This is a genomic window from Rhizorhabdus phycosphaerae (genome assembly GCF_011044255.1).
Taxonomy (GTDB): domain Bacteria; phylum Pseudomonadota; class Alphaproteobacteria; order Sphingomonadales; family Sphingomonadaceae; genus Rhizorhabdus; species Rhizorhabdus phycosphaerae.
In genome coordinates this window covers 3,293,006-3,318,124 of sequence record NZ_CP049107.1, presented here as the reverse complement: position 1 = coordinate 3,318,124, position 25,119 = coordinate 3,293,006, and the positions used below count along the sequence as shown (strand labels likewise).

The window sequence follows — 25,119 nt, the reverse complement described above, 5'->3', positions numbered from 1 at the left end:
CGCCGGCGTGGATCAGATCGACCTCATGGCGTGGCGCGATCCTGTGCGGCCCCGGCGGCTGCCGGAGCGAAACTTCGGTCGAACGCGCCCGTGAGCGGCCTGTCGCCTTTGATGGCGCCGGCAGCGCGGAATCCGTCGATCACCTTTTGCTGGTCCGCGACCAGCTGGTCGTCGATCGCGACCACGGTGCGTCCGTTCTTGTCGGCATAATCGGTCGCGACATCGAGCGGCAGACCCGTTTCCTGGGCCAGCAGCCGCCCGAATGCGTCCTTGTTGCGCTTGGCCCAGTCGAGCGCTTTCGCTTCGCGCTGCAGGAAGTCCGCCAGGATGGCACGCTTCGCACCGATCGCCTTTTCATTGGCAACGTCGAACCCATAGCCCCGGACGAGATCCTTACCGTCCACGATGCTGCGGGCGCCGGCGTCGATGGCCGGCTTCACATAGGGCGTCCAGGTCGCCCAGCCGTCGATCGCCCCGGAAACGAAAGCCGCACGGGCGTCCCCGGGGGTGAGGAAGGTGATTGTCAGCCAGTCGGCCGGAAGGCCTTCCTGCTGGAGTGCCCGCAGGATCAGATAATGGCCGATCGAGCCGCGGGTGGTTGCCACCTTCCGGCCCTTCAGGTCGCGTAGCGTCTTTGCGGTCGAGCCGGGCGGTACGAGCAGCGACAGCGCCCCGCGCGGGCGCTCCACTGCATATTGCGCCGATACGGCCTTGACCGGGCTGCCGCTCTGATAGGCGAAGATGAAGGGGGCGTCGCCCGCTACGCCGACATCGACCGCGCCTGCTCCGATAGCCTCGAGCAGGGGCTGCGCCGCCGCAAACTCGGACCATTCGATCCGGTAGTTCGCACCTTCCAGCGCACCGCTCGCCAGCATGACCGCCTTCGTACCGCCGCGCTGGCTGCCGACATGCAGCGTCGGCACATCGTCCGCCGTGCCTTTTCCACAGGCCGACAGGCCGAGACTCGCCAGTGCGAGGAGCAAAGGGAGGCGCAGGCGCAAAGCGGATTTTCTGAGAGCGTTTTCCATGTCGGCCAACCGCCAGTTTATCTCTATCGTTTCAATAGAAAAAAACTTCTAGGGTCTATTAGCGGCGCTAATCATGGGTCCGCCTCCCTTGAAAACAGGGCGATAATTCGCAGCGAAAGGCGGCGATGAAGAAACTCTTCCCCCAGCGAAACGACAGCTTTTATGGCCGATGTGCACATGAAAAAGGGCGCCGGTTCGCACCGACGCCCTTCCGCTGGACGTGCTCCGGTCGATCAGAGGTCGGCGTAGAGCGGCTCGTCCGCGATCAGCACGCGCTCGAGATGGCGGGGGAAGTCGCCGTAATTCTTCACCGCGTAATGAACCGCAGCCCGGTTATCCCAGAACGCCACCGAGCCCGGCCGCCAGGAGAAGCGTACCTGAAACTCCGGCCTCTTATACTGACGCAATATCTCGTCGAGGATCGCCTTGCTCTCGGAAAGCTCGACGCCGAGTATCTGGGGTCTTTGGGTGAAGTTGACCCAGAGTATCTTCTGGCCGGTTTCGCGATGGGTGCGGACGACGGGATGCGCGACGATCGGGTAATCATGGCCGGCGTCGTGCAGCGCTTCGCGGAAATCATGGGTCACGTGAAGCTGATCGAGCCGCTCCTTCAATTCCGAAGACAGGCCCTCATAGGCGAGGTTGGCGTCCACCCAGATCGTGTCGCCTCCGGTCTCGGGCAGGGTGACGGCGCGCAGCACCGCGCCCCAGGTCGGGACCAGCCGCCAGCTCGTATCGCTGTGATAGGCGTCGCCCGGCAGCACGTCGCGATGGATGCGCTTCTCATATTTCGCGGCATCGATCGCCGCGATCCGGTGGATCGGTGCAACCTTCGGATCGCGCGTCGTGCTCGGGTGGGTGTAGAGCGGAGCGAAATTGGCGGCGAAGGCCGCATGACTGTCATTGTCGAGCTGCTGGTCGCGGAAGAAGACGACTTTGTATCGAAGCACCGCCTGCCTCAGCGCATCGCGCTGTTCCGGCGACAGGGGCTGGCGCAGATCGACACCATGGATCTCTGCGCCGATCGTCGGCTGCAACGGGCGAATCTCGAATGGCTCCTTGGCAAGTAGCTCGGCAGGCAGGGCTTGGGACATCGTCTTCTCCATCATTGTACTGTGGCGAAGGCGATCATCCTCTTACTTGTCGCAAACTTCTCATGAGATATCGTCGGGACGAGTAAAATGATGAAATAGTATAACGCCTGCTGATGGGATTTATGATCCCACCACTATTCCGGCGATATATTGAGGTTGCTCAACCCTTGCTTTTGCATTCGCCATTCGTCGGCCAATGCTCCGGAGACTATGTTGACGCCAGCTCAACAGATGGATCCGAAATGACACGAACAATCAAACTGGGCCTGATCCTCCACGGCGTCGGACGCAGCTGGGGCGACTGGCGGCATCCCGACCGCGACGTGAACGCCAGCACCAGCTTTGCCTTCTATCTGGAGCAGGCGGAGCTGGCCGAGCAGGGCAAGTTCCACTTCCTGTTCGTCGCCGACAGCCTGTCGATCAACGAGCGGTCGAGCCCGCATTATCTCAACCGGTTCGAGCCGATCACCATCCTGTCCGCGCTCGCAGCGACCACCTCGCGGATAGGCCTCGTCGCGACGCTGACGGTCAGCTATTCCGAACCCTTCAATGTCGCGCGCCAGTTCGCTTCGCTCGACCATATCAGCGGGGGGCGTGCCGGCTGGAATGTGGTGACGTCCTGGCTGGGCGACACGGCCGCCAATTTCAGCAAGACCGAGCATCCGGCCCATGACGTCCGCTATCGCATCGCCGCCGAGCATGTCGACGTGGTCCAGGGGCTGTGGGACAGCTGGGAAGACGACGCCCATGTCGGGGACAAGGAAAGCGGACGCTTTCTCGATCCCGACAAACTGCGCCGGCTCGACCATCACGGCCAGTTCTTCCAGGTCCGGGGGCCGCTCAACATCAAGCGGTCGCCACAAGGCCAGCCGGTCATCTTCCAGGCGGGAGCTTCCGAAGATGGCCGCGACTTCGCCGCCTCGCGGGCCGACTGTATCTTCACCGGTGCCCAGACGATCGAGGAGTCGCAGGATTATTACTGGGACGTCAAAGCCCGCGCACGCAAACTGGGCCGCGATCCGAACCAGCTGTTCGTCCTGCCCGGCATCGGCCCGATCGTCGGCCTGACCGAGGAGGCGGCGGAAGCCCGCTATCAGGAACTCGCCGCGCTGAACTCGATCGAGACCGGGCTCGGCATGATCTCGCGTGCGTTCGACGATCATGATTTCGGCGCCTATGATCTCGATGCTCCGTTCCCCGACGTCGCCCATCTCGGGCGGAACAGCAATCAGAGCCAGTCGAACCACATATTGGAACAGGTCCGCGCCGAGGGGTTGACCCTCCGCCAGATCGCGCAGCGTATCGCCACGCCGCGCGGCGCCTTCGTCGGCACGCCCGAGAAGGTCGCCGATGCACTGCAGAAATGGTTCGAGGAAGAAGCGGCCGACGGCTTCGTGCTCTTCGAAACATTGCCGGGCCAGCTGGCGCTTTTCGTCGACCATGTCGTTCCGATCCTGCAGGCGCGCGGGCTGTATCGGGCCGATTATGAGGGCTCAACCTTCCGCGACAATCTCGGCCTGGCTTTTCCCGAGAACCGGTATACGGCGGCACGGCGCAACCGCGCGGCCGCTTGAAAGACCGACGCTGACTCGGGAGCGCCGGCAGGTATAAGCGGCGAATGAAATTAGCGTCTCACCGCGCCGGCCACGAGCATATCGCCGTGGTCGGCGCAGGCTTTTCCGGCAGCCTGCAGGCGATCAACCTGCTGCGGCACGATGGTCCCCGGACCACGCTCGTCGAACGACGGTCGACCGCCGGACGCGGGGTCGCCTATTCGACCGCACATCCCGGGCATCTTCTCAACGTGCGCGCCGCCAATATGAGCGCGCTGCCCGACGATCCCGATCATTTTCTCCGCTGGCTGGCCGATCGCCATCCCGAGCAGGACGGCTTCGTGCCGCGGACCCTCTACGGCGATTATCTCGGCGATCTGCTCTCCGATACTCTGGCTGCCTCGCCAGACCGGCTAGCGCTGCACCAGGCCGAAGTGGTGGATGTCGTCCCGGTCGCGGGCGATGGTTTCGATCTGCTCTTCGACGAGGGTGACCGGCTTAGGGCGGATGCCGTCATCCTGGCGCCCGGCAATCTGCCGCCCCACCAACCGACACCTCTTGCGGCGGCGGATTTGCCTTCGGCTGTCTATGCCGGAGATCCGTGGGCAGCAGACGCCACCACTGGCCTGTCTCCCGACGATACGATCCTGATCATCGGCACCGGGCTGACGATGGTCGACATGGTGCTGCTGCTCGAGGCCGGGGGGCATCGCGGCCGGATCGTTGCGATGTCGCGCCGCGGGCTCAGTCCCCATGCCCATGCCGACGGCGTGATGGCCGCTCCGCTAAACGAACGTCCGCCGGTGCACCCAACAGGGGCTCTCAGTGCCGTACGTAGGCGTGCGACCCACGTCGGCTGGCGCGCGGCGGTCGATGCCCTGCGACCGTTCACACAATCGATGTGGCTCGCCGCCGATGCCGGGCAACGGCGCAGCTTCCTGCGCCATCTGCGCCCCTGGTGGGACATTCATCGTCATCGGCTCGCACCCGCCGTCGCAGCCCGGATCGCGGCCATGCGTCGGAGCGGCCAGTTGGAGATCGTCGCCGGCAAGCTCCAGTCGGCGGTGGCGACCGGGAAGGGTGCAATCGTCGACTGGCGACCGCGCGGCGAGGATGCAATCCGGTCGATCGAGGTCGCGCGCATCATCAACTGCAGCGGGCCGCAAGGCGATCTGCGCAAGACCGACGACCGTCTGCTGCGGAATCTGGTCGCGCGCGGGCTGATCCGCCCGGACCCGCTCCAGCTGGGGATCGACGTCAACGCCCGCTCGGAGGCGATCGCCGAGGATGGGCGGCCCAATCCCGGCCTGATGATCATCGGGCCCATGACGCGAAGCGCCTTCTGGGAGATTGTCGCCGTGCCCGATATCCGGGTGCAGACATGGGCGCTCGCCCGCAGGCTGTGCAATGCGCAATGGGTGGAGGGCGAAGGACTGTAGCGCAAAGCCACGGCACTCCGCCCTCCGGTTGCTCAGGCGGCAGCCACGCCCGCCTGCGCATCTCTCGCGGCGACCAGCGCACGTGTCGCGGGAATCAGATCCTTGCCATATTCGACCGCGTCTCCGAGCGGATCGAAGCCGCGAATGAGGAAATGGTCGACGCCGATCTCGTAATAATCGAGGAGCGCCTCGGCGACCTGCTCGGGCGTTCCGACCAGCCCGGTCGAATTGCCCGCAGCGCCGGTCAGCGCCGCGACGCCCGTCCATAGCCGCTTATCCTGGCGAAGCGCCGACGCCGTACGCAGCAGCCTCTGCGCACCGTCATTGGGCGGGGTGTGACCTTCGAGCGGAAGCCCTGCGGCGATGCGGCTTTCGCGCACTTGCTCGACGATCTCGGCAGCCTTCTTCCAGGCTTCTTCCTCGGTCCCGGCGATCACCGGCCGCAGCGAGAGCGAGAAGCCGGGCGAGCGGCCATGGCGCGCGGCCGAGGCACGTACGCGCTGCACCACCTCGCGTGTCGCCTCCAGCGTTTCCCCCCATGTGGCGTAGACGTCGGCATGCCGCCCGGCGACATCGATCGCCTCGGCCGAGGTACCGCCGAAAAAGATCGGCAGATTGTCGGGTTTGATCGCGCTGAATGCCTGCCGGACCCGATAGAAGCGCCCCTCATGGTCGAAGGGCTGCGAGGCGCTGAGCTCCTGACGCAACACGGTCAGATATTCGTCGGTGCGGGCATAGCGTTCGGACTTGGTCGTGCCGACGTCGCCGTCGCGGGCCATTTCCTCGTCGGCACCACCGGTGATGATGTGAACGGCAACCCGTCCGCCGGACAGTTGATCGAGGGTCGCGAGTTGCCGCGCAGCGAGGGTGGGCTGGGTGAAGCCAGGCCGATGCGCGACAAGGAATCCCAGCCGCGAGGTGATGGCCGCCGCATGGGCCGCAACGATCTGGCTTTCGGGGCTGTTCGATCCGAACGGGATCAGAACCCGATCGAAGCCGCCGGCCTCCTGCGCGCGCGCCGCCGCGTCCACATAGTCCTTGTCGAGCACGCGGGACCGGATGGCCTGTTGCGTTTCAGAGCCATTGTTGAACCCGATATAGCCGATGAATTTGACGCCCATGCCGGACTTCCTTTCGTTTCAGATGACGTAAAAACCGTGCGTGCCGTCGCGTTCGAGCTGATCGACGAGGCCGAACTCCCAATCGAGATAGGCCTGCATCGCGGCTTGCGGATTGTCGGTGCCCTCATAAGGCCGCTTGTATCGCCCCTCGGGTCCGCGCGGGGGGAAGGCGTCGCTGGCACCGGTTTCCAGCGGCCCCTCGAAGCCGCTCTCGAGCACGTAAACCTCCCACCCCATCTGGGCGAGCCATGAGGCGCTCATGTCGGCGCGCGCACCGAGATCGTCGGCAAGCACGATCCGCGCGCCGCGCACCGGCGCGAAATGATCGGTTTCCTGGACGAGCTGCCCACCCGGCGCGTTGCGAAAGCCGGGCAGATGTCCGGCGGCAAAGGCGTCCGGCTGCCGTACGTCGAAGCGATAGAGCGTCCGGCGTCCATCGGCGCCCAGTCGCTTTAGCGCAGCTGTGTCGATGTGCCTGACGCCGGCGCGATAGGCGACCTGTCGCGCCCGCTCGCGGGCTTCTGCTGCTGCGCCCTGATCTACAGGCGGCAGTCGGCGCTGCTGGCCGTTCTCGAGTTGCTGGCCTGCCAGCGTCCACCCGATCGTACCGTTGCGCAGCGCCACGACGCGGTTGGGAAGGCCCGCATTGATAAGCGACTGCGTCCCGATGATGCTGCGGGTCCGGCCCGCGCAGTTGACGATGATCGTCGTATCGGGATCCGGCGCCAGAATGGGGGCGCCGACGACCAGTTCGGCGCCGGGCACACTGGTGCCGGTGGGGATGCTCATCGTCGCATATTCCTCGAAGCGCCTGGCATCGAGGATGCGGATATCGGCCTTTTCGTCGATCAGCGCCTGCACGTCGGGGGCTGCGAGCGACGGGGTATGGCGGCGGCTTTCGACCAGTTCGCCGAACGCCTTGGAATAGCTGTTCACATCCTGGAACAGTTCGTATCCGGCGTCCCGCCAGGCCTGCAGCCCGCCCGTGAGCGACGAAACCTCCGTGAAGCCCAGCGCGCGGAATTGCTCGATCGCATCGTCGACCAGGCCTTCACCATCGTCATAGAGGACGATCGGCACGTCGCGCCTCGGTAAACGGATCGGTGCCTCCTCTGCGATGCGCGACGGCGGGATCTGGGCGGCGAACAGGGGATGGCCCTGCGCGAACGCATGCTCGCTGCGCAGGTCTATCAGCGCGATTTCGTAGCGCAGCAGCCATGCGGTGCGGACGTCGTGGGGTGAAAGGCGGCTCATCGTGAGGAAAGATCCCAAAGATTTGGAAGGCTGTCGTTGGCGTAGCCGGAGATGAAGCGCTTGGGCCGTCCGGCGGAATCGTAGGTCGCCCGCTGCACGGCGCCGATATTGTCGCCATAGACGTGGATGCTGATCGAGACCCGGTCGTCATAGGCGTTGGAGACACTATGTATGTCTCCGATATCGGGGCCGAACGCCTCGACATCGCCCGGCTCCAACCGATGCGCAGGTCCGGTGCGGATCAAGGCTCCGTCACCCGACCAGCCATAGTTGCGCACCACCTCGGCACCCCGCAGCACGCCGACCAGCCCCCAGGTCCGGTGATCGTGGATCGGTGTGCGCTGGCCCGGCCCCCAGACGAAGCTAACGACCGAAAAGCGCTCGCGGCTGTCGCAGTGGAGCAGATATTGGCGATAGCGGTCGGGGTCGGGCTGGGCGTAGGCATCGGGCAGCCAGTCGTCGTGCGCAACGAGGTCGCGCAGCAACGCGGCATGGCTTGCCCCCGGCGGGCCGCCCAATTCCGCGAAATCCCGGATGAAGCCGCGCAGGCGAGCGACACCGCTTCCGGCATCGACGAGCGCGAGGGTCATGGCACGTCGCTTTCGCTGTTGTGCCAGATCGCATCGGCATAGGTTCCCTCGGGCGCCTCGACGCCGAGATGGCCGAGCAGGCGGCTGCGCAAAGGCCGGACACTGGCGGTCCGCTCGCCGCGCGGAGCGGCGATGATCTCTTCCGCGACGATCCGACCGGCATCGAGGACGAGAATGCGATCGGCCAGAGCGATCGCTTCGTCGACGTCATGGGTTACCATCATCACCGCCGGGCGATGGCGCCGCCACAAGGCCAGCACCAACTGGTGCATCCGGATACGGGTCAATGCGTCGACGGCCGCGAAGGGCTCGTCGAGCAGCAGCAGCTTGGGTTCGCGGACGAGCGCCCGGGCCAGCGCGACGCGCTGTGCTTCTCCTCCGGAAAGGGTCAGCGGCCAGGCGTTCAGCCTGTGCCCAAGGCCAACTTCCTGCAAGGCTTCTTCGGCGAGCAGGCGCGCATTGCCGCGCCGCAGCCCGAGCGCGACATTGCGCCACACCTTCTTCCAGGGGAGCAGCCGTGCATCCTGGAAGACGACCGCGCGCGATTCCGGAACGCGGACATTCTGGTCGGTGACGTCGTCCAGTCCGGCGAGCGTGCGCAGCAGGGTCGTCTTGCCGCTGCCCGAGCGTCCGAGCAGGGCGACGAATTCACCCGGCGCGATATCGAGATCGAGGCCGTCGATGATCGTGTTGGCACCATAGCGGCGGGTGAAGCCGCGCAGGCGGACGACCGCTTCTCCCGCCTCGGGAGGCAGGGTGGCCTTCAGGGCCCGCGATACGAGCATCAGTCCATGGCGAGCGGTCATGTCAGGCCTCCAATATGTCGGGGCGCCAGGCGAGCGCGCGTCGTTCGATCAGGCGGATGACGTGATCGGCCGCGAGGCCCAGCAAGGCGTAGACCATCAGGCAGACGACGATGATATCGGTCCGCATGAAGTCGCGCGCGTTGTTGATCAGGAAGCCGAGCCCCGCCGAGGCGTTGATCTGCTCGGCGATCACCAGCAGGATGATCGCGATCGACAGCGAATAGCGCAAGCCGACGAGAAGCGACGGCAGCGCAGCGGGCAGGACGACATGAACGATCTGCTCGGTACGGGAAAGCCCGAAGCTCTTCGCCGCATCCAGCAGTCGCACATCGACCCCGCGAATGCCGTTGTAGAGATTGAGATAAACCGGAAACAGCGTTGCGAAGGCGATTAGCGCGACCTTCGGCGTCTCGCCGATCCCGAACCAGACGATGAACAGCGGCGCGAGCGCGACCACGGGAATGGTGCGCTTGATCTGCATCACCGGATCGACGATCGCCTCGCCGATGCGCGACAGGCCGGCAGCCAGTCCCAGGGCGAGCCCCAGCGAAACCCCGATCGCCAGTCCCGTCGCCGCCCGGCCGAAAGAGACGAGCAGGTTCCGCGGCAATTCGCCGGACCAGATCATGTCCGCCATGGTGGCCAGCACCGCCGACGGTGCTGCGAGCGTCTGTTCGGGGATCGCCCCGGTTCGTGAGCCGAGCTCCCACAGCAGCAGGAGCAGCAATGGAGAGAGCGCCCGCGATCGGGCCACGGTGCGCCAGCGGGGCAATGTCGAGATGGAAGACGGTGTCAGGCTCATATACTATCGATATGATAGAGTTATCGAGCCGTCCTATTTGGATTGCTCATATATCCCCTGTCCGGGGCTCAGACGGTGAAGATAAAATCCTATTTTCAGTTGCTTATGCCTACACCCAAACTTCGCTTTCGGGCGGCAAAGAGAAGCTGCGTCCGAATACTCTATCAAATCAGTTATATTAAATCATGGCCGTCAACCTACCCACCAACCTCCTCCGCAGCTTTGTCGCCATTGTCGACTCGGGCTCGATGCTCAGCGCCGCCGACAAGGTGTTCGTCACCCAGTCCGCGCTGAGCCTTCAGATCAAGCGTCTCGAGGATATGCTGCAGCAGGCGCTGTTCACACGCGATGGTCGCAAGCTGGCCCTGACCAGCGCTGGAGAACTCCTGCTGGATTATGCGCGGCGCGTGCTCAGCCTGAACGACGAGGCCGTGGCGGCCGTGACCCGTGGCACCTTTTCCGGGCCGATCCGGATCGGGATGGTTCAGGACTTCGCCGACACCTTGCTGTCCGGTCTGCTCGCCCGGTTCGTCGAGCTTCATCCCACCGCGCAGATCTACGCGCGCGTCGCCGGCACGGCCGAGCTTCAGGGGCTGATCGAGCGCAACCAGCTCGACATCGCGCTGGGCTTTGCGCCCGGCGACGAACCCAGCGCCATCCGGGTGGCCCCAATGAGCTGGTATGGCGACGAGAGCCTTGCCGAGCGCCCCATTCTGCCGCTCGCCGTGCTCGAAAAGCCGTGCCGGTTCCGCGATGCGGCAATCGCCAGCCTGGAGGCCGCGGGACTACCCTATCGCATCGCGGTGGAGTCGCCCAATCTCTCTACGCTGCGCGCCGCCGTGCAGGCCGGCCTGGGCGTGACCTGTCGGACGCATCTGTTCCTTGCGGACGGGGACTTGGCGCAGGTCGAGAGCCTGCCTCGGCTGCCGAACATCAGCTGCGTCGTCATCCGCGCGGGCAATGCCGACGAGGCCAAGACACGGCTCGCAGACCTTGCCACCGAGGTGATCTGCGCGCTGTGAGGGGTTGAGCCTGGGCATCGCCGGTCCCGCCCCGCAACCTATGAGGCTGGCTCAATCGAGCCGTGCAAAGTCTCGTTGGTTGGTGGCTGCACCTTCCGTTTATCCAGCGCAGACCAACCCTGTGCGGAGCCGATGACGATGTCCCAATCCCTGCAATCGAAATTCGACGCCCTCCATGCCGAACGCGTGCGCAGCTGGGACGCTGCCAAGCTGGCGACGAACATCGCGCAGCGGCAGGCGCTGGTGGAGCGGTTCGATGCCGAGGCGGTCGTCAAGGCCGGCGAGACGGTCGCGCCTTTCGTGCTGCAACTGTCGACAGGCGGCGCCGTCGACCTGGCCAGCCTGACGCGCGACGGGCCGGTGGCGCTGATCTTCTTCCGCTTCGCCGGCTGCCCGGCGTGTAATATCGCCTTGCCGCATTATGACGAGCATCTCCGCCCCGCGCTTGAGGCAGCCGGTATCCGCATCGTCGCGGTGAGCCCGCATCTTCCCGAGAAGGGGCTCGATGAGATCCGTGTCCGTCATGGCCTCGGGTTCGACGTGGCAAGCGATCGCGGCAACAGCCTCGCTCGTCGTTTCGGCCTGACCTTCGTTCCGTACGACAACCCACCCAAGCCGGAGAATGACGAGACCTGGATAGGCGCCTTGACGGGTACGGACAGCTGGGAATTGCCGATGCCTGCCGTCGTCCTGATCGACACGCAGGGGAAGGTGCTTTTCGCCGATGTCAGCCCGGACTGGCTGCGACGGACTGAAGCCGCTGAGATCATAGCCGAGGTTGCTCAATTGCGCGAAGATCACCCCCGGTCCAGAATTCCAGCCTAGCTTCCATGCGGAGGCCAGCACGGCCTAAGCTCGATCACGGACGCAGAAACTGCGGTTTAGGCGGGCCCCAGACCATGCTTAGCGGCACGATATCTATCGCTCGGACGATGTCCCTTCTGGGCTGCTTGCAGACAATCGACCATCGGAACGCCAACTGGGCGCGGCGCTGAACGCCACCGACTGCGCCTGTACGGGCTCGACCTATAAGGACTTGCTGGCCCGCGACGCGTAGCCGGCGGTGGCAGGAGCAACACCGAGCCAGTTTGGCGGTAACCAAGCCAAGTGGATTCCGAAGCGCTCGACCGGTTTCGACAACCGCGTCCGCCTGAACGCTCATCCGGCGGGACATATGTCCCGCCGGACAATCATTATCGTCCAGACGCTGCGTGAGCCCGTCGCCGCTGTACCTCAGCCTCCCAGAGCTTATGCCGCGCAGCCGAAGTCGGCATCTTCGCCGTCCGGGCCACCCGTGCTGAGATCGAGCGTGAAGCCACGCACCCTCGCCTGCTGGTCCGCGACCGAGCCTGCGCGCGCGATGGGTTTGGCCGTTGGCTTGGAAGCCGGCCGCATCAATGGCTTGCGCGCGGGCTGCTTCGCTGCTGCAGCAATATTATGCGCACCGGCTACGCGAAAGAAACCAAGGCTATGCTGCAGTTCTTCCGCGCGGCCGGCAAGGTCGGTCGAGGTCGATGTAATCTGCTCGGACGCTGCCGCATTTTGCTGCGTGACCTTGTCGAGCTGCTGGATCGCCTCGTTGATCTGCGCGGCACCGATATCCTGCTCACGGCATGCGGCGCTGATCTCGGCTACCAGTTCGGACGTGCGGCGGATATCGGGGACCAGCCGGGTCAGCATCTCGCCCGCCTGGGTGGCCGCCGTCACCGTGTCGGACGACACGCCGCTGATCTCGGCCGCCGCCAGCTGACTGCGCTCCGCAAGCTTGCGCACCTCGGCGGCAACGACCGCGAAGCCGCGACCATGTTCGCCGGCGCGCGCTGCTTCGACTGCAGCATTGAGTGCGAGCAGGTCGGTCTGACGAGCAATCTCCTGCACGATACCGATCTTCTCGGCGATCGTACGCATGGCGATGACCGCCTTGTGCACCGCCTGCCCGCTCAACTCGGCATCCTGCGACGACTGGCGCGCCATCTTCTCGGTCTGGGCGGCATTGTCGGCGTTCTGCCGGATGTTTGCCGCAATCTCCTCCATCGCTGACGACGCTTCCTCGGCGGAAGCAGCCTGTTCGGTTGCGCCCTGCGACACCTGCTCGGACGAGGAGGACAATTCCTGGCTGCCGCTCGCCACCTGATCGGCGGCAACCGAGACGGTGCTCGCGAAATTGCTGAGATTGTCCACCAGAGTGTTGATCGCATCCTTCATGCGGCGATGATCGCCTTCGCATTCGATCTCGACCCGCTCCAGCAGCGAACCCGTGCTTACCAGATTGAGGACGCGGTTACCCTCGGCAATCGGCAGCAGGATGGCATCGAGCATGCCGTTAATGCCCTCGACCAGCCCGGCGAAGTCGCCGGGGAAGCGATCCGCCACACCGCGCTCGCTCAGCTGACCCGCAGTCGAGGCGTGGATCAGGCGCTGGATTTCGCCAATGATTGCCTTGAGATTGCCGCGCAGCATTTCGATCGTATCGTTGATGAACGCCTTCTTGCCCGGAAGTTGCGGCATCGGCGCATCAAAATTGCCTTCGGCAAACTGCTTGATACAGGCCATCGCCATCTTCTTGGCCGCGATATGATTGGCGACCATCTCGTTGATGCCTTGCGCCATCAGGCCGAAATCGCCCTCGAACTTTTCCACGGGCACGAACACGTCGATGTCGCCTTTGTCGTGCTCCGCCGACATCCTGTTCATTTCCGCGATCAGCCCCTTCAGGTTGCCGCGCAACTTCTCGATCGTATCATTGATGAACGCCTTCTTGCCCGGAAGCTGTTCCAGCGGGGCCTCGAAATCACCCTCGCTAAACGACTTGACGCAGGCCAAGGCCAGCTTTTTCACAGTGATATGGCTGACGACCAACTCATTGACCATATGCGCGGCAACCGCCAGACCGCCCTGGAATTCCTCGACGGGCAAAATGACGTCTATGTCACCCCGGGCATGCTCGGCGGTCATGTGCACCAGTCGCTTGTTGAAGGCGGCTGTCGGCGCGGCGGCCGCCTCGATCATCTCGTTGACGGCGACCAGAACCTCCCGCGCTTTCCCCGTAGTCCCTGTCAGGTCAAGACGGTCATCGACGCGTCCCTGCACAAAAGCGCGCTGCACACGGGCGATCTCCGCGATGGCCGTGTCGATGTGGGACGTGGTTTTCAGTGAAGCATGGAAGCGCATTGGCGTTCTCCTGAAGGAGCAGGGCGGGCGGGCACGTCGGCGTGCAGAAATGGAGGCGCACGGCAGGATCAGTCGCCAGCCTGGCGCCAGCCGACAGTCTCGCTGTCGATTAAAAGCTTGTCGGTCGAGCCGCGCGCTGCGTCGTCCGGATCGGGTTTCTCACCTCCGGCGGTGAAAAACACAGGAGAACCAAGGTCTCCGATCTGTATGAAATCGGGACGCTAGGTCCAAGTCTCAATGAGAAAGATCATGTCGCCCTCGTTATTTGGTTGTTCTGCTACAATCCTCTAACGAACAAGCCGATTTAAAATCCTTAAATCTGATACTTAAATTCCGCTTAATCATTCAGCCTGAAGCATGCTTCGTTCAGGTATGAATTCAGACAACTCATTGTACGAAAAGATTATTCGAAACTTATCGAGGGAAGTAACCGCTGATTGCGGGTAATACACAGTGCCCGATGGACTCAAGGAACAGCGCCACCCTCACAGGCCATCGACTCTCGAACAGGCGAAGGAAAAGAGGCAGATTCGGCCCGGCGCTCGCGTGCTAAACAGCCGTCCGCCCCGCGAACAGGCCAAGCCCCCAACGCGCGATCAGGCCCGCAATCAGGGTGCCGAAGCTGATCGCGGTGCCGACCCAGCCGACATAGTCGATGCTGGCCCACAATATGTAGATCGACACGCCCGAGAAGATCAGCGGCAGCAGCGGACCGAAGGGAACGCGATAGGGACGCTCGGCTTCGGGGCATTTGCGGCGCAGCAGCGGCAAGGCGAGGCCACTCAGCGTCAGAAACAGCCAATAGACCGGCGACATATAGTCGACCATCGTCGCGAAGCCGGCCGGGGTCAGCGCGCCCCAGACGATCAGCAGCAGGGTGATAGCCGTCTGCAGCAGGATTGCGGCGCGCGGCACGCCCCGCTGCTCGTCCCAGGTCGCCAGCCGCTCCAGCCCCGGCAAGTCAGCAGCTGCGGCATAGAGGGTGCGCCCGCCGACGATCAGCAGCGCGTTGAGGATGGCGATCGCCGCCACGCCGACCGCGATGACCATGGCGGTGCGGCCGACCTCGCCGAAGACCGCCTGCATCACCGCCGCCGCCGGCGCATCGCTGCGGGCCAGGCCGGCGGGGCCGAGGACGCTCACATAGGCCCAGTTGGCGACCAGATAAAGCAAGGTCACCGCCCCCATTCCGCCGATCATTGCGCGGGTTATGTCGCGCGGCCGCCGGACCTCGGCCGACAGCGTGGAGGCGTCGTTGAAGCCACCATAGGCCAGCATGACATAGACCATCGCGACACCGAAACCGCCGACGGGATCGACAGGGGGAACCGCGCCATCGACCGGCACCCCACCCTGCACGATCATCCACAGCGCCGCGCCGCCGAGTGCCAGCAGCGCAACCACGTCGAGCGCCACGAACGCGACCTCGCTGCGGGCGCTGGTCTTCAATCCGCGCAGGTTTATCGCCGCGAGCCCAACGACCATCGCCGCCGCGAGCACCGCTCGCGTCAATCGGTCCATCGGCCATAATTCGTTGAGATAGTCGGTCCCGACGAAGGCCAGCATGGCCGCCGAGGCGGTGAAGATGACGGTGAAGCGCGACCAGGCGAACAGATAGGCGATCGTCTGGCCATAGGCCTGCTTCAGGAAGCGATAGTCGCCGCCCGGATGGGGAAAAGCGGCGCTGAGTTCGGCATAGCAGAGCGCACCGATCAGCGCGACGACACCGCCCAGCGCCCAGGCGGCATAGATCGCCAGCGGCGAGCCCAGCGTGGCGCCGACGACCGACGCCGAGCGGAAGATGCCCGCCCCGACGACCATGCCGACGACGACCGAGGATGCCTGCCAGGGACCGATGACGCGCCGCACTCTATCCTGTCCGTACCCGTTTTTCCGTCGGCGTCCTCTGCCGCGTCATGGGCGGCTTGTCGTCCCTTTTCTGGCCTTCCCAACCGATCTGGAAGAAATTGTTACGAACGGAATAGCATTCTTGTCTAAACGCTCGCGCGCCATCGGTTATAACGAGCAGCATAAAAGACAGGCGTTTCAGGGGACTATTCCATGCGCAAGATCGATCACCGCCTTCTCGCCGGCATCGCGACCGGTGCCTTCCTCCTCGCAGGCAGCGCCGCCATGGCGCAGACGACCGAGACCTCGGGCGATCCCGAGATCACCGTCATCGGCAGCCGCGCGCCGAACCGCACGGTGCTCGACAGCCCGGTGCCCGTCGACGTGATCCGCGGCGACGCGATCCGCCAGGCCGGTGCAACGGGCGAACTGGCCCAGTCGATCGGCACGCTGGTTCCCGCCTTCAACTTCCCGCGCCAGTCCAATTCGGGCGTCGGCGACACGGTGCGCGCCGCGCAGCTCCGCGGCCTTTCGCCCGATCAGGTGCTCGTGCTCGTAAACGGCAAGCGCTACCACACCACCTCGACGCCGGCGCTCGACACCAAGGTCGGCAAGGGCACCGCGCCGGTCGACCTCAACACGCTGCCGATCAACGGCGTCGGCCGCCTGGAAGTGCTGCGCGACGGTGCCGCCGCCCAATATGGTTCGGACGCAGTCGCCGGCGTGATCAACATCGGCCTCGACCGGATGGACCATGGCTTCGTAGCCGACATGACCTATGGCCTGAACATCACCAAGCCGCGCGCAGTGGGCAAGACGCTCGACGACGGACGCAACATCTCGGGCGCGCTGAAGTTCGGCACGAAGCTCGGCGACGGCGGCTTCCTGACGGTCGGCGGCGACTATACCCACCAGCAGGGCACCAACCGCGCCGGCTATGACCAGGGCGGCCAGTTCCTGTCGAACGGCAGTTATAGCGATCCGCGCAACGACCAGTTTTTCGGCAAGCGCCTGTTCAAGGTCGGCGATCCGCGCGTCGACAGCGGCCATCTCTGGTACAATGCCGAGACCCCGGTGGGCGGCGACCTGACCTTCTACAGCTTCGGCGTCGCTCATGCGCGCAAGTCGGTCGGCGCGAACTTCTTCCGCTGGCCGGTGATCGTCGACGGCAATGGCAACGACTATCTGCCCCCAGCCCAGCCGAACGGCACCGGCGGGTTCCGCCCGAAGAGCGTCGTGCGCAATCGCGACATCTCGGTCACCGCCGGCCTCAAGGGCGAGCTCGGCGACTGGCGCACCGATGCCAGCCTGACCTATGGCCGCAACTGGATCAGCTACCGCCTGCGCGACTCGGTCAACTATTCGCTCGGCGCGGCAAGCCCCAACGCCTTCCTGCTGTCGCGCGTCCGCTCGGACCAGCTCGTCGCCAATCTCGACCTGTCGCGCGACTATGAGCTCGGCCTAGCAGCCCCCGTCACCGTCTCCTTCGGCGGCGAATATCGTCGGGAGAACTGGCGTTCCAAGGCGGGCGACCCCGCCTCCTATGCCGTCGGCCCGCTCGCCGATCCGGCCTCGCTCGGCCTCCAGCCCGGCGCACAGGCCGGCCCCGGCCTGACCCCGGACGACGCGCGCAAGCTCGATCGCGACGTGGTCGCCGCCTATCTCGAACTGTCGACCAAGCTCGCGCCGACGCTGTCGGCCGACGTCGCCGGCCGCGTCGAACATTATTCGGATGCGGGCACCAGCGTTGCCGGCAAGGCGGCCCTGCGCTGGGAGTTCGTCGACGGCTTCGCGCTGCGCGGATCGGTTTCGAACAGCTTCCGTGCGCCGGCGCTCGCCCAGCGCGGAGCCTCGGCCACCTCGCTCAACTTCGGCGCGGGCGGGCAGCTGCGCCGGGTCGCGACGCTCCCCGTCGACAGCGCCGTCGCGCAGTCGCTCGGCGCCGCCAAGCTGAAGCCCGAGAAGAGCTTCAACCTCTCGGCCGGCATCACCGCCTCGCCCTTCGAGGGCCTGCACCTGTCGGTCGACGCCTTCCGCATCCTGATCGACAACCGCATCACCCTGTCGGAGCGCTTCGACCTGACCGGTCTCAGCGCGGCACAGCGTGCCGCACTGGGCCTCGGCACCTTCGACGCGATCAACTTCTTCACCAATGCGGTCGATTTGAAGACCCGCGGCATCGAAGCCGTGGCGGACTATCGCTTCACCCTCGGCGAAGCCAAGGTCGGCCTGTCCGCCAGCTACAGCTATGCCAAGAGCAGCATCCGCAGCGTCGATGCCCCGCCGGCCCAGCTTGCCGCCAACGGCATCAGCGGCAATCTCATCGGGCTCGAGGAAACCAACACGCTCGTCAACGCCGCGCCGCGCGACAAGCTGATCCTGTCGGGCGACTGGGCACAGGGGCCGTTCTCGGCCACGGTGCGCGGCATCCGCAACGGCTCGGTCGTGCGCGTGTTCGACTTTGGCGGCGGTTTCGCGCCGCGCCAGCGCTTCGGCGCCGAATGGCAGCTGGACACCGAGGTGTCGTATAGCTTCGCCGAAGGGCTGACCTTCAGCATCGGCGCGAACAACCTGTTCGACAACTACCCGGACCGGTCGATCGACGACATCAACGGCGCGGGCAACCTCGCCTATGACGTGCTGTCGCCGATCGGCATCAACGGGCGCTACCTCTACGCCCGCGCTCGGGTCGCCTTCTGACGATGCGCGCGCTGATCGCCCTCGCCGCGCTCTGCGTCGCCGGTACCGCTCATGCCGCTCCCGCCACCGACTGGCGGGCGCGTGCGGATGGCCTGCTGGCGGATGCGGTGGCCGTGCCTTCGGTCGATGGAAAGACCGGGGCCCGGCCCGTGGCGGAGCGACTGGCGCGCGAGTTCCTGGCGGCGGGTTTCCCGGCCGCCGACGTGCGCGTACTGCCCTACAAGCAGACCGCCGCGCTGATGGTCCGCCTCCGCGCGGCCCAGCCGAAGCGTGGCGCCGTCCTGCTGCTCGGCCATATGGACGTAGTCGATGCACGGCCGGAGGACTGGTCTCGCGATCCGTTCAAGCTGATCGCCGAGGGCGGCCATTATTATGGTCGCGGCACCAGCGACATGAAGGGCGGCTTCGTCGCCCAGGCGATCGCGCTGCTGCGGCTGAAGGCAGAAGGGGTGAAGCTCGACCGCGACGTCATCCTCTTCGCGACCGGCGACGAGGAGAGCGAGGGCGAGGGTGCGGCGAAGATCGTCGGCGAATGGCGTCCGCTGCACAATGCCGTCATCGCGCTGAACGCCGATGGCGGGGGCGGGTCGATCGACGGCGCAGGCCGGCCGCTGGGCTTCCGGCTCCAGACATCCGAAAAGACCTATGCGAGCTTCACCTTCACCGCGCGCAACCGCGGCGGCCATTCGTCGCGCCCGCGTGCCGACAATGCGATCTATGCGCTGGCGGGGGCGCTCGAGCGGCTGTCGGCCTATCGCTTCGCCCCCATGCTCAACGAGACGGTGAAGGCCTATCTCGAAAACTCGGCGCCGCTGCGCCGGCCGGAACTGGCGGCGGCGATGCGCGCCTTCGCCAAGGATCCGACCGACATCAAGGCAGCCGACCGCATCGACGCCGACGATGGCGAGATCGGGATGATCCGCACGACCTGCGTGGCGACGCTGCTGGGCGGCGGCCATGCCGAAAATGCCCTGCCTCAGACGGCGACCGCGACGGTGAACTGCCGCATCTTTCCCGGCGTCCCGGCAGAACAGATACGAACCGAACTGCAGGCGGTCGCGGGCAAGGACGTCGAAGTGACAAAGCTCAACGCCTTCGGGGACGGCACCCAGCCCTCGCCCCTTACCGATGAGATCGTCGGCGCCTACACAAGGGCGGTTCGCGCCCGTCATCCTGGGGTCGCGATCATCCCCGAGATGACGCCGGGCGCGACCGACGGCGGCCGGCTGCGGGCTAACGGAATCCCGACCTATGGCGTGGACGGGCTGTGGCGGGTCGACCCCGACGACATGCGCGCCCATGGCAAGGACGAGCGTATCCTGGTCGAGGCCTTCCATGCCGACCTCGACCATTGGTACGACCTGATCCGCAACATCTCCGGCGCACCCCGGCGCTGAGCGCCGGGGCAGCCTCAATCAGCGCATCAATTCTTCGTTGGTCGGCGTCCGGCGCAGCGATTGCCCGGCCGTGCAGTCGATCGCCTGACCGGTCGTCGATGCCGACTCGTCCGACAGCAGCCACAGCGCTGCATTGGCGACGTCGTCGACCGTGCTGAGACGGCCCAGCGGGATTTCGCGCAGGAACGCGCCTTCGAGCGTCGGCAGCGCGAAATAATCCTCGGTCATCGCCGAACGGGTGAAGCCGGGGATGACCGAATTGACGCGAATGCCGCGCTCGCCCAGTTCGTTCGCTGCCACGCGGACCATATGGTCGACACCGCGCTTCGTGCCTGCATAGGCCGAAAGCCCCGGCGGGGCGACGGCGGCCGTCAGCGACGAGGTGGTGACGAGCGACCCGCCGCGCTCCATGCGCCGCGCCATATGCTTGAAGAACAGCGCCGTGCCGATGAAGTGCACGTCGCACATGAGGCGCAGCTGCTCGACGGTGACATCGAGGATCGAAGCCTGCGTGTCCGCGCCCGCATAATTGATTGCGCCGTCGAGCCCGCCGAAACGATCCACGGCGGCTGCCGCCAGCGCCTCGATCTGCGCCTCGTCGGTGATGTCGCAAGCGACCGCAACCCCGCCGACTTCGCTCGCGACCGCCTCGACGCCTGCCTTGCGCCGGGCCGCAAGAACGAGATTTGCGCCCTCGCGCGCGAGGATGCGCGCAGTAGCCGCGCCCATGCTCCGACCGTCCGAAGCGCCCAGGATTACGATCGTCTTTCCGTCGAGCCTTGCCATGTTCATCCCTCCTGTCGGCGGCGGCCTTTGCGGCCACACGCTGCTCTCGCCGGGAAAGTACAGGAGGGGTCCGCGGCCGGGATGCTGATCAATCAGCTAGGTGGCCGCAACGGGTTCGGGGCGGATGCCGCCAGAACTCGCCGAATATTCCTATGGTGATATTCGTCGGCAAATTCGGATTTTTGAGGCGAAACCGGTTCCGCTTTGACAGCAATGCTGGCGGATTTTCACTACCGAAATCGAAGATCGGACAAAATTACACCCACTCGCAGGCAGAGCAAAATCTACCAACGTCCGCGAGCAAGCCGGTCGATCGATCCATAAAAGGGGAAATATATGGTGCTCTTCGCCAAGGCTCATTTCGCACGTCGCCTGTTGATCGGTACGGCTCTGACCGCCCTCCTGTCGACCGCTCCCGCTCTTGCCCAGACCGACGCTCAGGCCGCTGCCGAGAGCTCGGACGGCATGGGTGACGAGATCGTCGTCACCGCGCTGCGCCGCGCGACCAATCTGCAGGAAACGCCGCTCGCGATCAGCGCGGTCACCGGCAACACCCTGACCACCATGGGCGTCACCGATTCCAACGGCCTTGCCCGCGTCAGCCCCGGCCTCGTCGTCCGCGAGGGCGGTTTCTCCGGTTCGCGCGTCACGATCCGCAACATCCGGGCGGCGGGCGAAGCGACCGTCGGGCTCTATTATGACGACGTGCCGCTGATGGGCTCCTCGGGCGTCAGCAGCGACGCCGGCGGGACGACCCCCGACATCCGCCTGTTCGACGTCGACCGGGTCGAAGTGCTGCGCGGTCCGCAGGGCACGCTCTACGGCTCGTCGTCGATGGCGGGCACGGTCCGCCTGATCTTCGCCAAGCCGAAGCTCAACAAGACCGAGGCTACCGTCACCGGCCAGATCTCGGCCGTCGATGGCGGCAGCCTCGGCTTCGAGAATCAGGCGATGGTCAACGTGCCGATCGTCTCCGACCTTCTGGCGATCCGCGCGGTCGGCTTCGTGCGCGAGCGTCCTGGCTATGTCGACAACGTCACGCTGGGCCAGAAGAACGTCAACGACCAGTTCAGCACCGGCGGCCGCATCATGGCGCGCCTCGAGCCGGCCCCCGGCCTGACGATCGACGGCGTCGCGACCTTCCAGAACCTCAAGGGCGGCCTCAACGACTATTTCCTCGCGTCGGGTTCCTACAAGCGCAACTATGAGGCCGACCAGCCGGTGCGCGACAAGTTCCGGCTCTACAGCGGCACGATCAACTGGGATCTGGGCCCGGTCACGCTGACCGCGGTCGGCTCGCACGCCTATCGCAACTTCAACTACAGCTATGACATCTCAGCCTTCTTCCGGGTCAACGCCGCGCGCTTCCCGGTCGGGTCGGCAACCTACAACCTGCTCAACAACCAGGCGCCGGCCGTCGCCAACTCGCCGCAGATCACCAAGACCGACACGTTCGAAGCGCGGATCTCCGGTAGCGGCAAGGGGCCTTTCCAGTGGACCGGTGGCTTCTTCTACAGCGACCGCAAGGGCGACTTCGCCAGCAACATCCTGCGCGCCGCTCCCGGGTCCGGCGACGTCCTGCCGGTCAACGCGACCAATCTCCTTGGCCAGCGTCTGATCACTGACGGGCTGAAGCAGAAGGCCGGCTTTGCCGAGGCGACCTATGAGATCACCGACCAGCTCTCGGTGACGGGCGGCGTCCGTTACTACGACTATACCCGCAAGGTCACGGGCGTGGTCACCGTCGTGAACACCTCGGTCGGCTTCGCCCCGACGCCCTTCACCGCGCAGTCGAGCAGCGAGAATGGCTGGCTGTACAAGGCGAACGTCAGCTACAAGGTCACGCCAGACGTGATGCTCTACGCCACCGCCTCGAGCGGCCAGCGCCCTGGCGGCGTCAATCAGAATGTCAGCCTGCCGGCCGATCTGCAGAGCTACGCTTCGGACAAGGTCTGGAATTACGAAGCCGGCGTGAAGAGCAGCCTGTTCGATCGCCTGCTTACCCTGAACGCCGCACTGTTCCAGATCGACTGGAACAACATGCAGACCTCGGGCACGCTGCCAGGCACCAATTTCGGCTTCATCGCCAATGCCGGTCGCGCCCGCGTCCGCGGCATCGAGGCCGAAGCGACCCTCTATCCGCTCGACGGCCTGCAGATCCAGGCGTCGGGCTCCTACATCGACGCCGTGCTGCGCGAGGACCAGACCAACCAGTCGCTGCTCGCCTCGGGTCTCAAGGGCGACGACATCCCGAGCGTGCCCAAGGTCACGCTGCAGGGCGGTGCTCAATATGACTGGGATCTCAGCCCCGCGCTGAAGGCGAATGTCCGGTCCGATGTCTTCTACAACAGCTCGACCTGGACCGAATTCCGGCACACCAGCGCCTTCCAGCGCAGGCTGCCCGCCTATGCCGTCGTTTCGCTCCGCGCGGGCTTCGGCGCGCAGGACGACAATTGGAGCGCCTCGCTGTTCGTCAACAACCTGTTCAACGACGATACGGTGATCAGCAAGCTCAGCGCCAATGTCTATGGCGGCCTCAATAACGTCCGGGCGATCAGCAACGTCCCCCGCACGATCGGCATCGACTTCACCAAGCGCTTCTAACTATCGAGAGGGGGTCCGCTGGGCCCCCTCTTTTCTTTCACGCCCAATCGACAGGAGAGCTCCCGTGACCATCCGCACCGGCCGCCTGGCCTTCACCCTCGCGCTTGCCGCAGCCTCGAGCCTTTGCTCGCCAGCCATGGCCCGGGATGTCGTCATTCACGCCGGAAAGCTGATCGACGGCGTGTCTCGCCAGCCGCGCGAGCGCGTGTCGATCATCATCAAGGACGATCGGATCACGGGCGTCGAACCGGGGTTCGTCGACAAGCCGGGTGCGGACGTGGTCGATCTTTCCGGCAAGACCGTCCTGCCGGGCCTGATCGACACGCATGTCCATCTGCTGCTCGAACTGGGCAAGGGCTCGCAAGTCGTCAATGCGGTCACCAAGAACGCCTTCGATCATGTGCTCGACGGCACGGTCAACGCGCGCAAGACGCTGATGGCGGGCTTCACTTCGGTCCGGGACGTCGGCGGCTATACCCCGGCGATCGTCGCGCTGAAGAAGGCCGTGGCCTCGGGCGAGATCGTCGGGCCGCGCATGTGGGTGGCAGGCAGCATCATCAGCCCGACCGGCGGCCATGCCGATGCCAGCACGGGCTTCGACGAAGCCCTGTCCAAGCCCGAATGGACCGAGGGTATCGCCGATGGTCCCGAAGAGGCGATCAAGTCCGTCCGGCGTCATCACCGACAGGGCACCGACCTGATCAAGATCGTGCCGAGCGGCGGCGTCGCCAGCGTCGGCGACGACCCGCAGGCGCAGCTGATGACCGACGAGGAGATCAAGGCCGTCGTCGACACCGCGCATACGCTGCACATGAAGGTCGCGGCCCATGCCCATGGCACCGTCGCGATCGAGCATGCCGCGAAGCTGGGGGTCGATTCGATCGAGCACGGCTCCTTCGCCGACGCGGACGGCGACAAGATCATGAAGGCCAACGGCACCTGGCTGGTGCCGACGCTCACCGCCGGCGCCTCGGTGGTCGACTATGCCAAGACCCATCCCGAACTGCTCGCGCCATCGGTGGCGGCGAAAGCTCTCGCGGTCGGCCCGATCATGCAGGCCAATTTGGCCCGGGCGTACAAGGCCGGCGTCAAGATCGCCTTCGGCACCGACGCCGGCGTGTTCGCCCACGGCACCAACGCGCGCGAGTTCGAACTGCTCGTCGGCGCGGGCATGACCCCGATGGACGCGATCCTTGCGGCCACCTCTTCCGCTGCGGCGCTGATAGGCGACGAGGCCGATATCGGCTCGATTCAGGCCGGCCGTTATGCCGACATCATCGCGGTCGATGGCGACCCGCTGCAGGACATCGCCACGCTGCGCAGGATGAGCTTCGTCATGAAGGGCGGCGAGGTCGTCAAGGCTCAGCCGAGCCCTGCCCCGACGCGCTGACGGGGGCGACCATGGGGGGACAGACCGACGGCGAGACGCCGCCAGCCGCGCGGCTCGATCGCTACGACATGAAGATCGTCGCGGCGCTCGAGCGCGATGGCCGGCTGAGCTGGAGCGACCTGGCCGCCGAGATCGGCCTGTCCCTCACCCCTACGCTTCGGCGGGTGCGCAAGCTCGAACAATCGGGCGTGATCATCGGCTATGCCGCGAAGGTCGATCGAAGCGCACTGATCGGTTCGATGCCGGTGTTCATCTCGGTGAAACTCGAACGCCAGACCAGCGAGATACTGGAGAGCATCGAAAAGCTGGTCGAGGGCCTACCCCAGGTCGTAGCCGGCTATCTGATGAGCGGAACGAACGACTATCTCCTCCACGCCTTCGTCCGCGACCTGGCCCATTATCGCGAGCTGCTGGCGACCCTCACGCGCGCCAGCGGCATCGCTCACATAGAGTCCAGTTTCGTTCTGAAGACCTTCAAGGCATGACCATGCCGTTGGTGCCGATGAAGGGCTGA

General features: G+C 65.3%; 20 protein-coding genes. 10 read left to right on the top strand and 10 right to left on the bottom strand.

The genetic code is table 11. From position 1 onward, the window contains the following. Positions 1 to 23 precede the first annotated feature (23 nt). Both G6P88_RS15455 and G6P88_RS15450 read right to left on the bottom strand, forming a co-directional pair. On the bottom strand, positions 24 to 1,028 hold the full coding sequence (locus tag G6P88_RS15455) for an ABC transporter substrate-binding protein (protein ID WP_165323965.1): 1,005 nt from the start codon (positions 1,026 to 1,028) through the stop codon (positions 24 to 26). A 233-nt stretch (positions 1,029 to 1,261) separates the two neighbouring features. After that, positions 1,262 to 2,122, bottom strand: a complete 861-nt coding sequence (locus tag G6P88_RS15450; RefSeq protein ID WP_165323964.1) for a TauD/TfdA dioxygenase family protein — start codon at positions 2,120 to 2,122, stop codon at positions 1,262 to 1,264. 242 nt (positions 2,123 to 2,364) lie between these two features. On the opposite strand from G6P88_RS15450, the gene G6P88_RS15445 reads away from it, so the two are divergent. Both G6P88_RS15445 and G6P88_RS15440 read left to right on the top strand, forming a co-directional pair. Next, on the top strand, positions 2,365 to 3,696 hold the full coding sequence (locus tag G6P88_RS15445) for an LLM class flavin-dependent oxidoreductase (RefSeq protein WP_165323963.1): 1,332 nt from the start codon (positions 2,365 to 2,367) through the stop codon (positions 3,694 to 3,696). Positions 3,697 to 3,740: 44 nt separating this feature from the next. Further along, the gene (locus G6P88_RS15440; protein ID WP_165323962.1) at positions 3,741 to 5,114 is read left to right on the top strand and encodes an FAD/NAD(P)-binding protein; all 1,374 of its coding nucleotides are present in this window, start codon (positions 3,741 to 3,743) and stop codon (positions 5,112 to 5,114) included. 32 nt (positions 5,115 to 5,146) lie between these two features. Here the strand turns inward: G6P88_RS15440 and G6P88_RS15435 are convergent, their stop codons facing one another. From G6P88_RS15435 to G6P88_RS15415, 5 genes are read right to left on the bottom strand one after another with little or no spacing between them, the layout of a single operon-like run. Further along, positions 5,147 to 6,235, bottom strand: coding sequence for an LLM class flavin-dependent oxidoreductase (locus tag G6P88_RS15435; RefSeq protein ID WP_165323961.1), 1,089 nt, complete (start codon positions 6,233 to 6,235; stop codon positions 5,147 to 5,149). Between the two features lie 18 nt (positions 6,236 to 6,253). Next, positions 6,254 to 7,489: a rhodanese-like domain-containing protein gene (locus G6P88_RS15430; protein ID WP_165323960.1), complete on the bottom strand. Its 1,236-nt coding sequence runs from the start codon at positions 7,487 to 7,489 to the stop codon at positions 6,254 to 6,256. Further along, positions 7,486 to 8,079 (bottom strand): cysteine dioxygenase family protein, encoded by a 594-nt coding sequence (locus G6P88_RS15425; protein ID WP_165323959.1) that lies wholly within the window; start codon positions 8,077 to 8,079, stop codon positions 7,486 to 7,488. Before G6P88_RS15425 ends, G6P88_RS15430 begins: the two co-directional genes overlap by 4 nt. Beyond that, positions 8,076 to 8,885: an ABC transporter ATP-binding protein gene (locus G6P88_RS15420; RefSeq protein WP_425594456.1), complete on the bottom strand. Its 810-nt coding sequence runs from the start codon at positions 8,883 to 8,885 to the stop codon at positions 8,076 to 8,078. Before G6P88_RS15420 ends, G6P88_RS15425 begins: the two co-directional genes overlap by 4 nt. A 1-nt stretch (position 8,886) precedes the next feature. Next, positions 8,887 to 9,687: an ABC transporter permease gene (locus tag G6P88_RS15415; RefSeq protein ID WP_165323958.1), complete on the bottom strand. Its 801-nt coding sequence runs from the start codon at positions 9,685 to 9,687 to the stop codon at positions 8,887 to 8,889. 185 nt (positions 9,688 to 9,872) lie between these two features. Here G6P88_RS15415 and G6P88_RS15410 point away from each other — a divergent pair, with 185 nt between their 5' ends. Together G6P88_RS15410 and G6P88_RS15405 are read left to right on the top strand one after the other, a co-directional pair. After that, entirely contained in the window at positions 9,873 to 10,709 is an 837-nt protein-coding gene (locus tag G6P88_RS15410) for a LysR substrate-binding domain-containing protein (protein WP_165323957.1), read from the top strand. 132 nt (positions 10,710 to 10,841) lie between these two features. Further along, positions 10,842 to 11,534 carry a peroxiredoxin-like family protein gene (locus G6P88_RS15405; RefSeq protein WP_206335789.1) on the top strand — a complete coding sequence of 231 codons (693 nt, stop codon included), beginning with the start codon at positions 10,842 to 10,844 and terminating at the stop codon, positions 11,532 to 11,534. A gap of 423 nt (positions 11,535 to 11,957) precedes the next feature. On the opposite strand, the gene G6P88_RS15400 is transcribed toward G6P88_RS15405, so the two are convergent. Then, positions 11,958 to 13,547: a methyl-accepting chemotaxis protein gene (locus tag G6P88_RS15400; protein ID WP_226946597.1), complete on the bottom strand. Its 1,590-nt coding sequence runs from the start codon at positions 13,545 to 13,547 to the stop codon at positions 11,958 to 11,960. 6 nt (positions 13,548 to 13,553) lie between these two features. On the opposite strand from G6P88_RS15400, the gene G6P88_RS20355 reads away from it, so the two are divergent. Then, entirely contained in the window at positions 13,554 to 13,865 is a 312-nt protein-coding gene (locus G6P88_RS20355) for a hypothetical protein (RefSeq protein WP_226946596.1), read from the top strand. 564 nt (positions 13,866 to 14,429) lie between these two features. Here the strand turns inward: G6P88_RS20355 and G6P88_RS15395 are convergent. After that, the gene (locus G6P88_RS15395) at positions 14,430 to 15,749 is read right to left on the bottom strand and encodes an APC family permease (protein WP_165323955.1); all 1,320 of its coding nucleotides are present in this window, start codon (positions 15,747 to 15,749) and stop codon (positions 14,430 to 14,432) included. 192 nt (positions 15,750 to 15,941) lie between these two features. Here G6P88_RS15395 and G6P88_RS15390 point away from each other — a divergent pair, with 192 nt between their 5' ends. Both G6P88_RS15390 and G6P88_RS15385 read left to right on the top strand, forming a co-directional pair. Next, positions 15,942 to 18,428, top strand: coding sequence for a TonB-dependent receptor plug domain-containing protein (locus tag G6P88_RS15390; protein WP_165323954.1), 2,487 nt, complete (start codon positions 15,942 to 15,944; stop codon positions 18,426 to 18,428). A gap of 2 nt (positions 18,429 to 18,430) precedes the next feature. Then, positions 18,431 to 19,825 carry a M20/M25/M40 family metallo-hydrolase gene (locus G6P88_RS15385; protein ID WP_165323953.1) on the top strand — a complete coding sequence of 465 codons (1,395 nt, stop codon included), beginning with the start codon at positions 18,431 to 18,433 and terminating at the stop codon, positions 19,823 to 19,825. 18 nt (positions 19,826 to 19,843) lie between these two features. On the opposite strand, the gene G6P88_RS15380 is transcribed toward G6P88_RS15385, so the two are convergent. Beyond that, positions 19,844 to 20,611, bottom strand: a complete 768-nt coding sequence (locus tag G6P88_RS15380) for an SDR family NAD(P)-dependent oxidoreductase (RefSeq protein WP_165323952.1) — start codon at positions 20,609 to 20,611, stop codon at positions 19,844 to 19,846. 336 nt (positions 20,612 to 20,947) lie between these two features. On the opposite strand from G6P88_RS15380, the gene G6P88_RS15375 reads away from it, so the two are divergent. From G6P88_RS15375 to G6P88_RS15365, 3 genes are all read left to right on the top strand, one after another. Next, positions 20,948 to 23,215 carry a TonB-dependent receptor gene (locus G6P88_RS15375; protein WP_165323951.1) on the top strand — a complete coding sequence of 756 codons (2,268 nt, stop codon included), beginning with the start codon at positions 20,948 to 20,950 and terminating at the stop codon, positions 23,213 to 23,215. 70 nt (positions 23,216 to 23,285) lie between these two features. Next, positions 23,286 to 24,605, top strand: coding sequence for a metal-dependent hydrolase family protein (locus G6P88_RS15370; RefSeq protein WP_425594495.1), 1,320 nt, complete (start codon positions 23,286 to 23,288; stop codon positions 24,603 to 24,605). 11 nt (positions 24,606 to 24,616) lie between these two features. After that, positions 24,617 to 25,090 carry an Lrp/AsnC family transcriptional regulator gene (locus G6P88_RS15365; RefSeq protein ID WP_165323950.1) on the top strand — a complete coding sequence of 158 codons (474 nt, stop codon included), beginning with the start codon at positions 24,617 to 24,619 and terminating at the stop codon, positions 25,088 to 25,090. Positions 25,091 to 25,119: the final 29 nt, after the last annotated feature.

Bases quoted from the DNA above. Each gene is read 5' to 3' on its own strand.
- G6P88_RS15455 (WP_165323965.1), bottom strand. From the start codon at position 1,028: ATGGAAAACGCTCTCAGAAAATCCGCTTTGCGCCTGCGCCTCCCTTTG.
- G6P88_RS15450 (WP_165323964.1), bottom strand. From the start codon at position 2,122: ATGTCCCAAGCCCTGCCTGCCGAGCTACTTGCCAAGGAGCCATTCGAG.
- G6P88_RS15445 (WP_165323963.1), top strand. From the start codon at position 2,365: ATGACACGAACAATCAAACTGGGCCTGATCCTCCACGGCGTCGGACGC.
- G6P88_RS15440 (WP_165323962.1), top strand. From the start codon at position 3,741: ATGAAATTAGCGTCTCACCGCGCCGGCCACGAGCATATCGCCGTGGTC.
- G6P88_RS15435 (WP_165323961.1), bottom strand. From the start codon at position 6,235: ATGGGCGTCAAATTCATCGGCTATATCGGGTTCAACAATGGCTCTGAA.
- G6P88_RS15430 (WP_165323960.1), bottom strand. From the start codon at position 7,489: ATGAGCCGCCTTTCACCCCACGACGTCCGCACCGCATGGCTGCTGCGC.
- G6P88_RS15425 (WP_165323959.1), bottom strand. From the start codon at position 8,079: ATGACCCTCGCGCTCGTCGATGCCGGAAGCGGTGTCGCTCGCCTGCGC.
- G6P88_RS15420 (WP_425594456.1), bottom strand. From the start codon at position 8,885: ATGACCGCTCGCCATGGACTGATGCTCGTATCGCGGGCCCTGAAGGCC.
- G6P88_RS15415 (WP_165323958.1), bottom strand. From the start codon at position 9,687: ATGAGCCTGACACCGTCTTCCATCTCGACATTGCCCCGCTGGCGCACC.
- G6P88_RS15410 (WP_165323957.1), top strand. From the start codon at position 9,873: ATGGCCGTCAACCTACCCACCAACCTCCTCCGCAGCTTTGTCGCCATT.
- G6P88_RS15405 (WP_206335789.1), top strand. From the start codon at position 10,842: ATGACGATGTCCCAATCCCTGCAATCGAAATTCGACGCCCTCCATGCC.
- G6P88_RS20355 (WP_226946596.1), top strand. From the start codon at position 13,554: ATGGCTGACGACCAACTCATTGACCATATGCGCGGCAACCGCCAGACC.
- G6P88_RS15390 (WP_165323954.1), top strand. From the start codon at position 15,942: ATGCGCAAGATCGATCACCGCCTTCTCGCCGGCATCGCGACCGGTGCC.
- G6P88_RS15385 (WP_165323953.1), top strand. From the start codon at position 18,431: ATGCGCGCGCTGATCGCCCTCGCCGCGCTCTGCGTCGCCGGTACCGCT.
- G6P88_RS15380 (WP_165323952.1), bottom strand. From the start codon at position 20,611: ATGGCAAGGCTCGACGGAAAGACGATCGTAATCCTGGGCGCTTCGGAC.
- G6P88_RS15375 (WP_165323951.1), top strand. From the start codon at position 20,948: ATGGTGCTCTTCGCCAAGGCTCATTTCGCACGTCGCCTGTTGATCGGT.
- G6P88_RS15365 (WP_165323950.1), top strand. From the start codon at position 24,617: ATGGGGGGACAGACCGACGGCGAGACGCCGCCAGCCGCGCGGCTCGAT.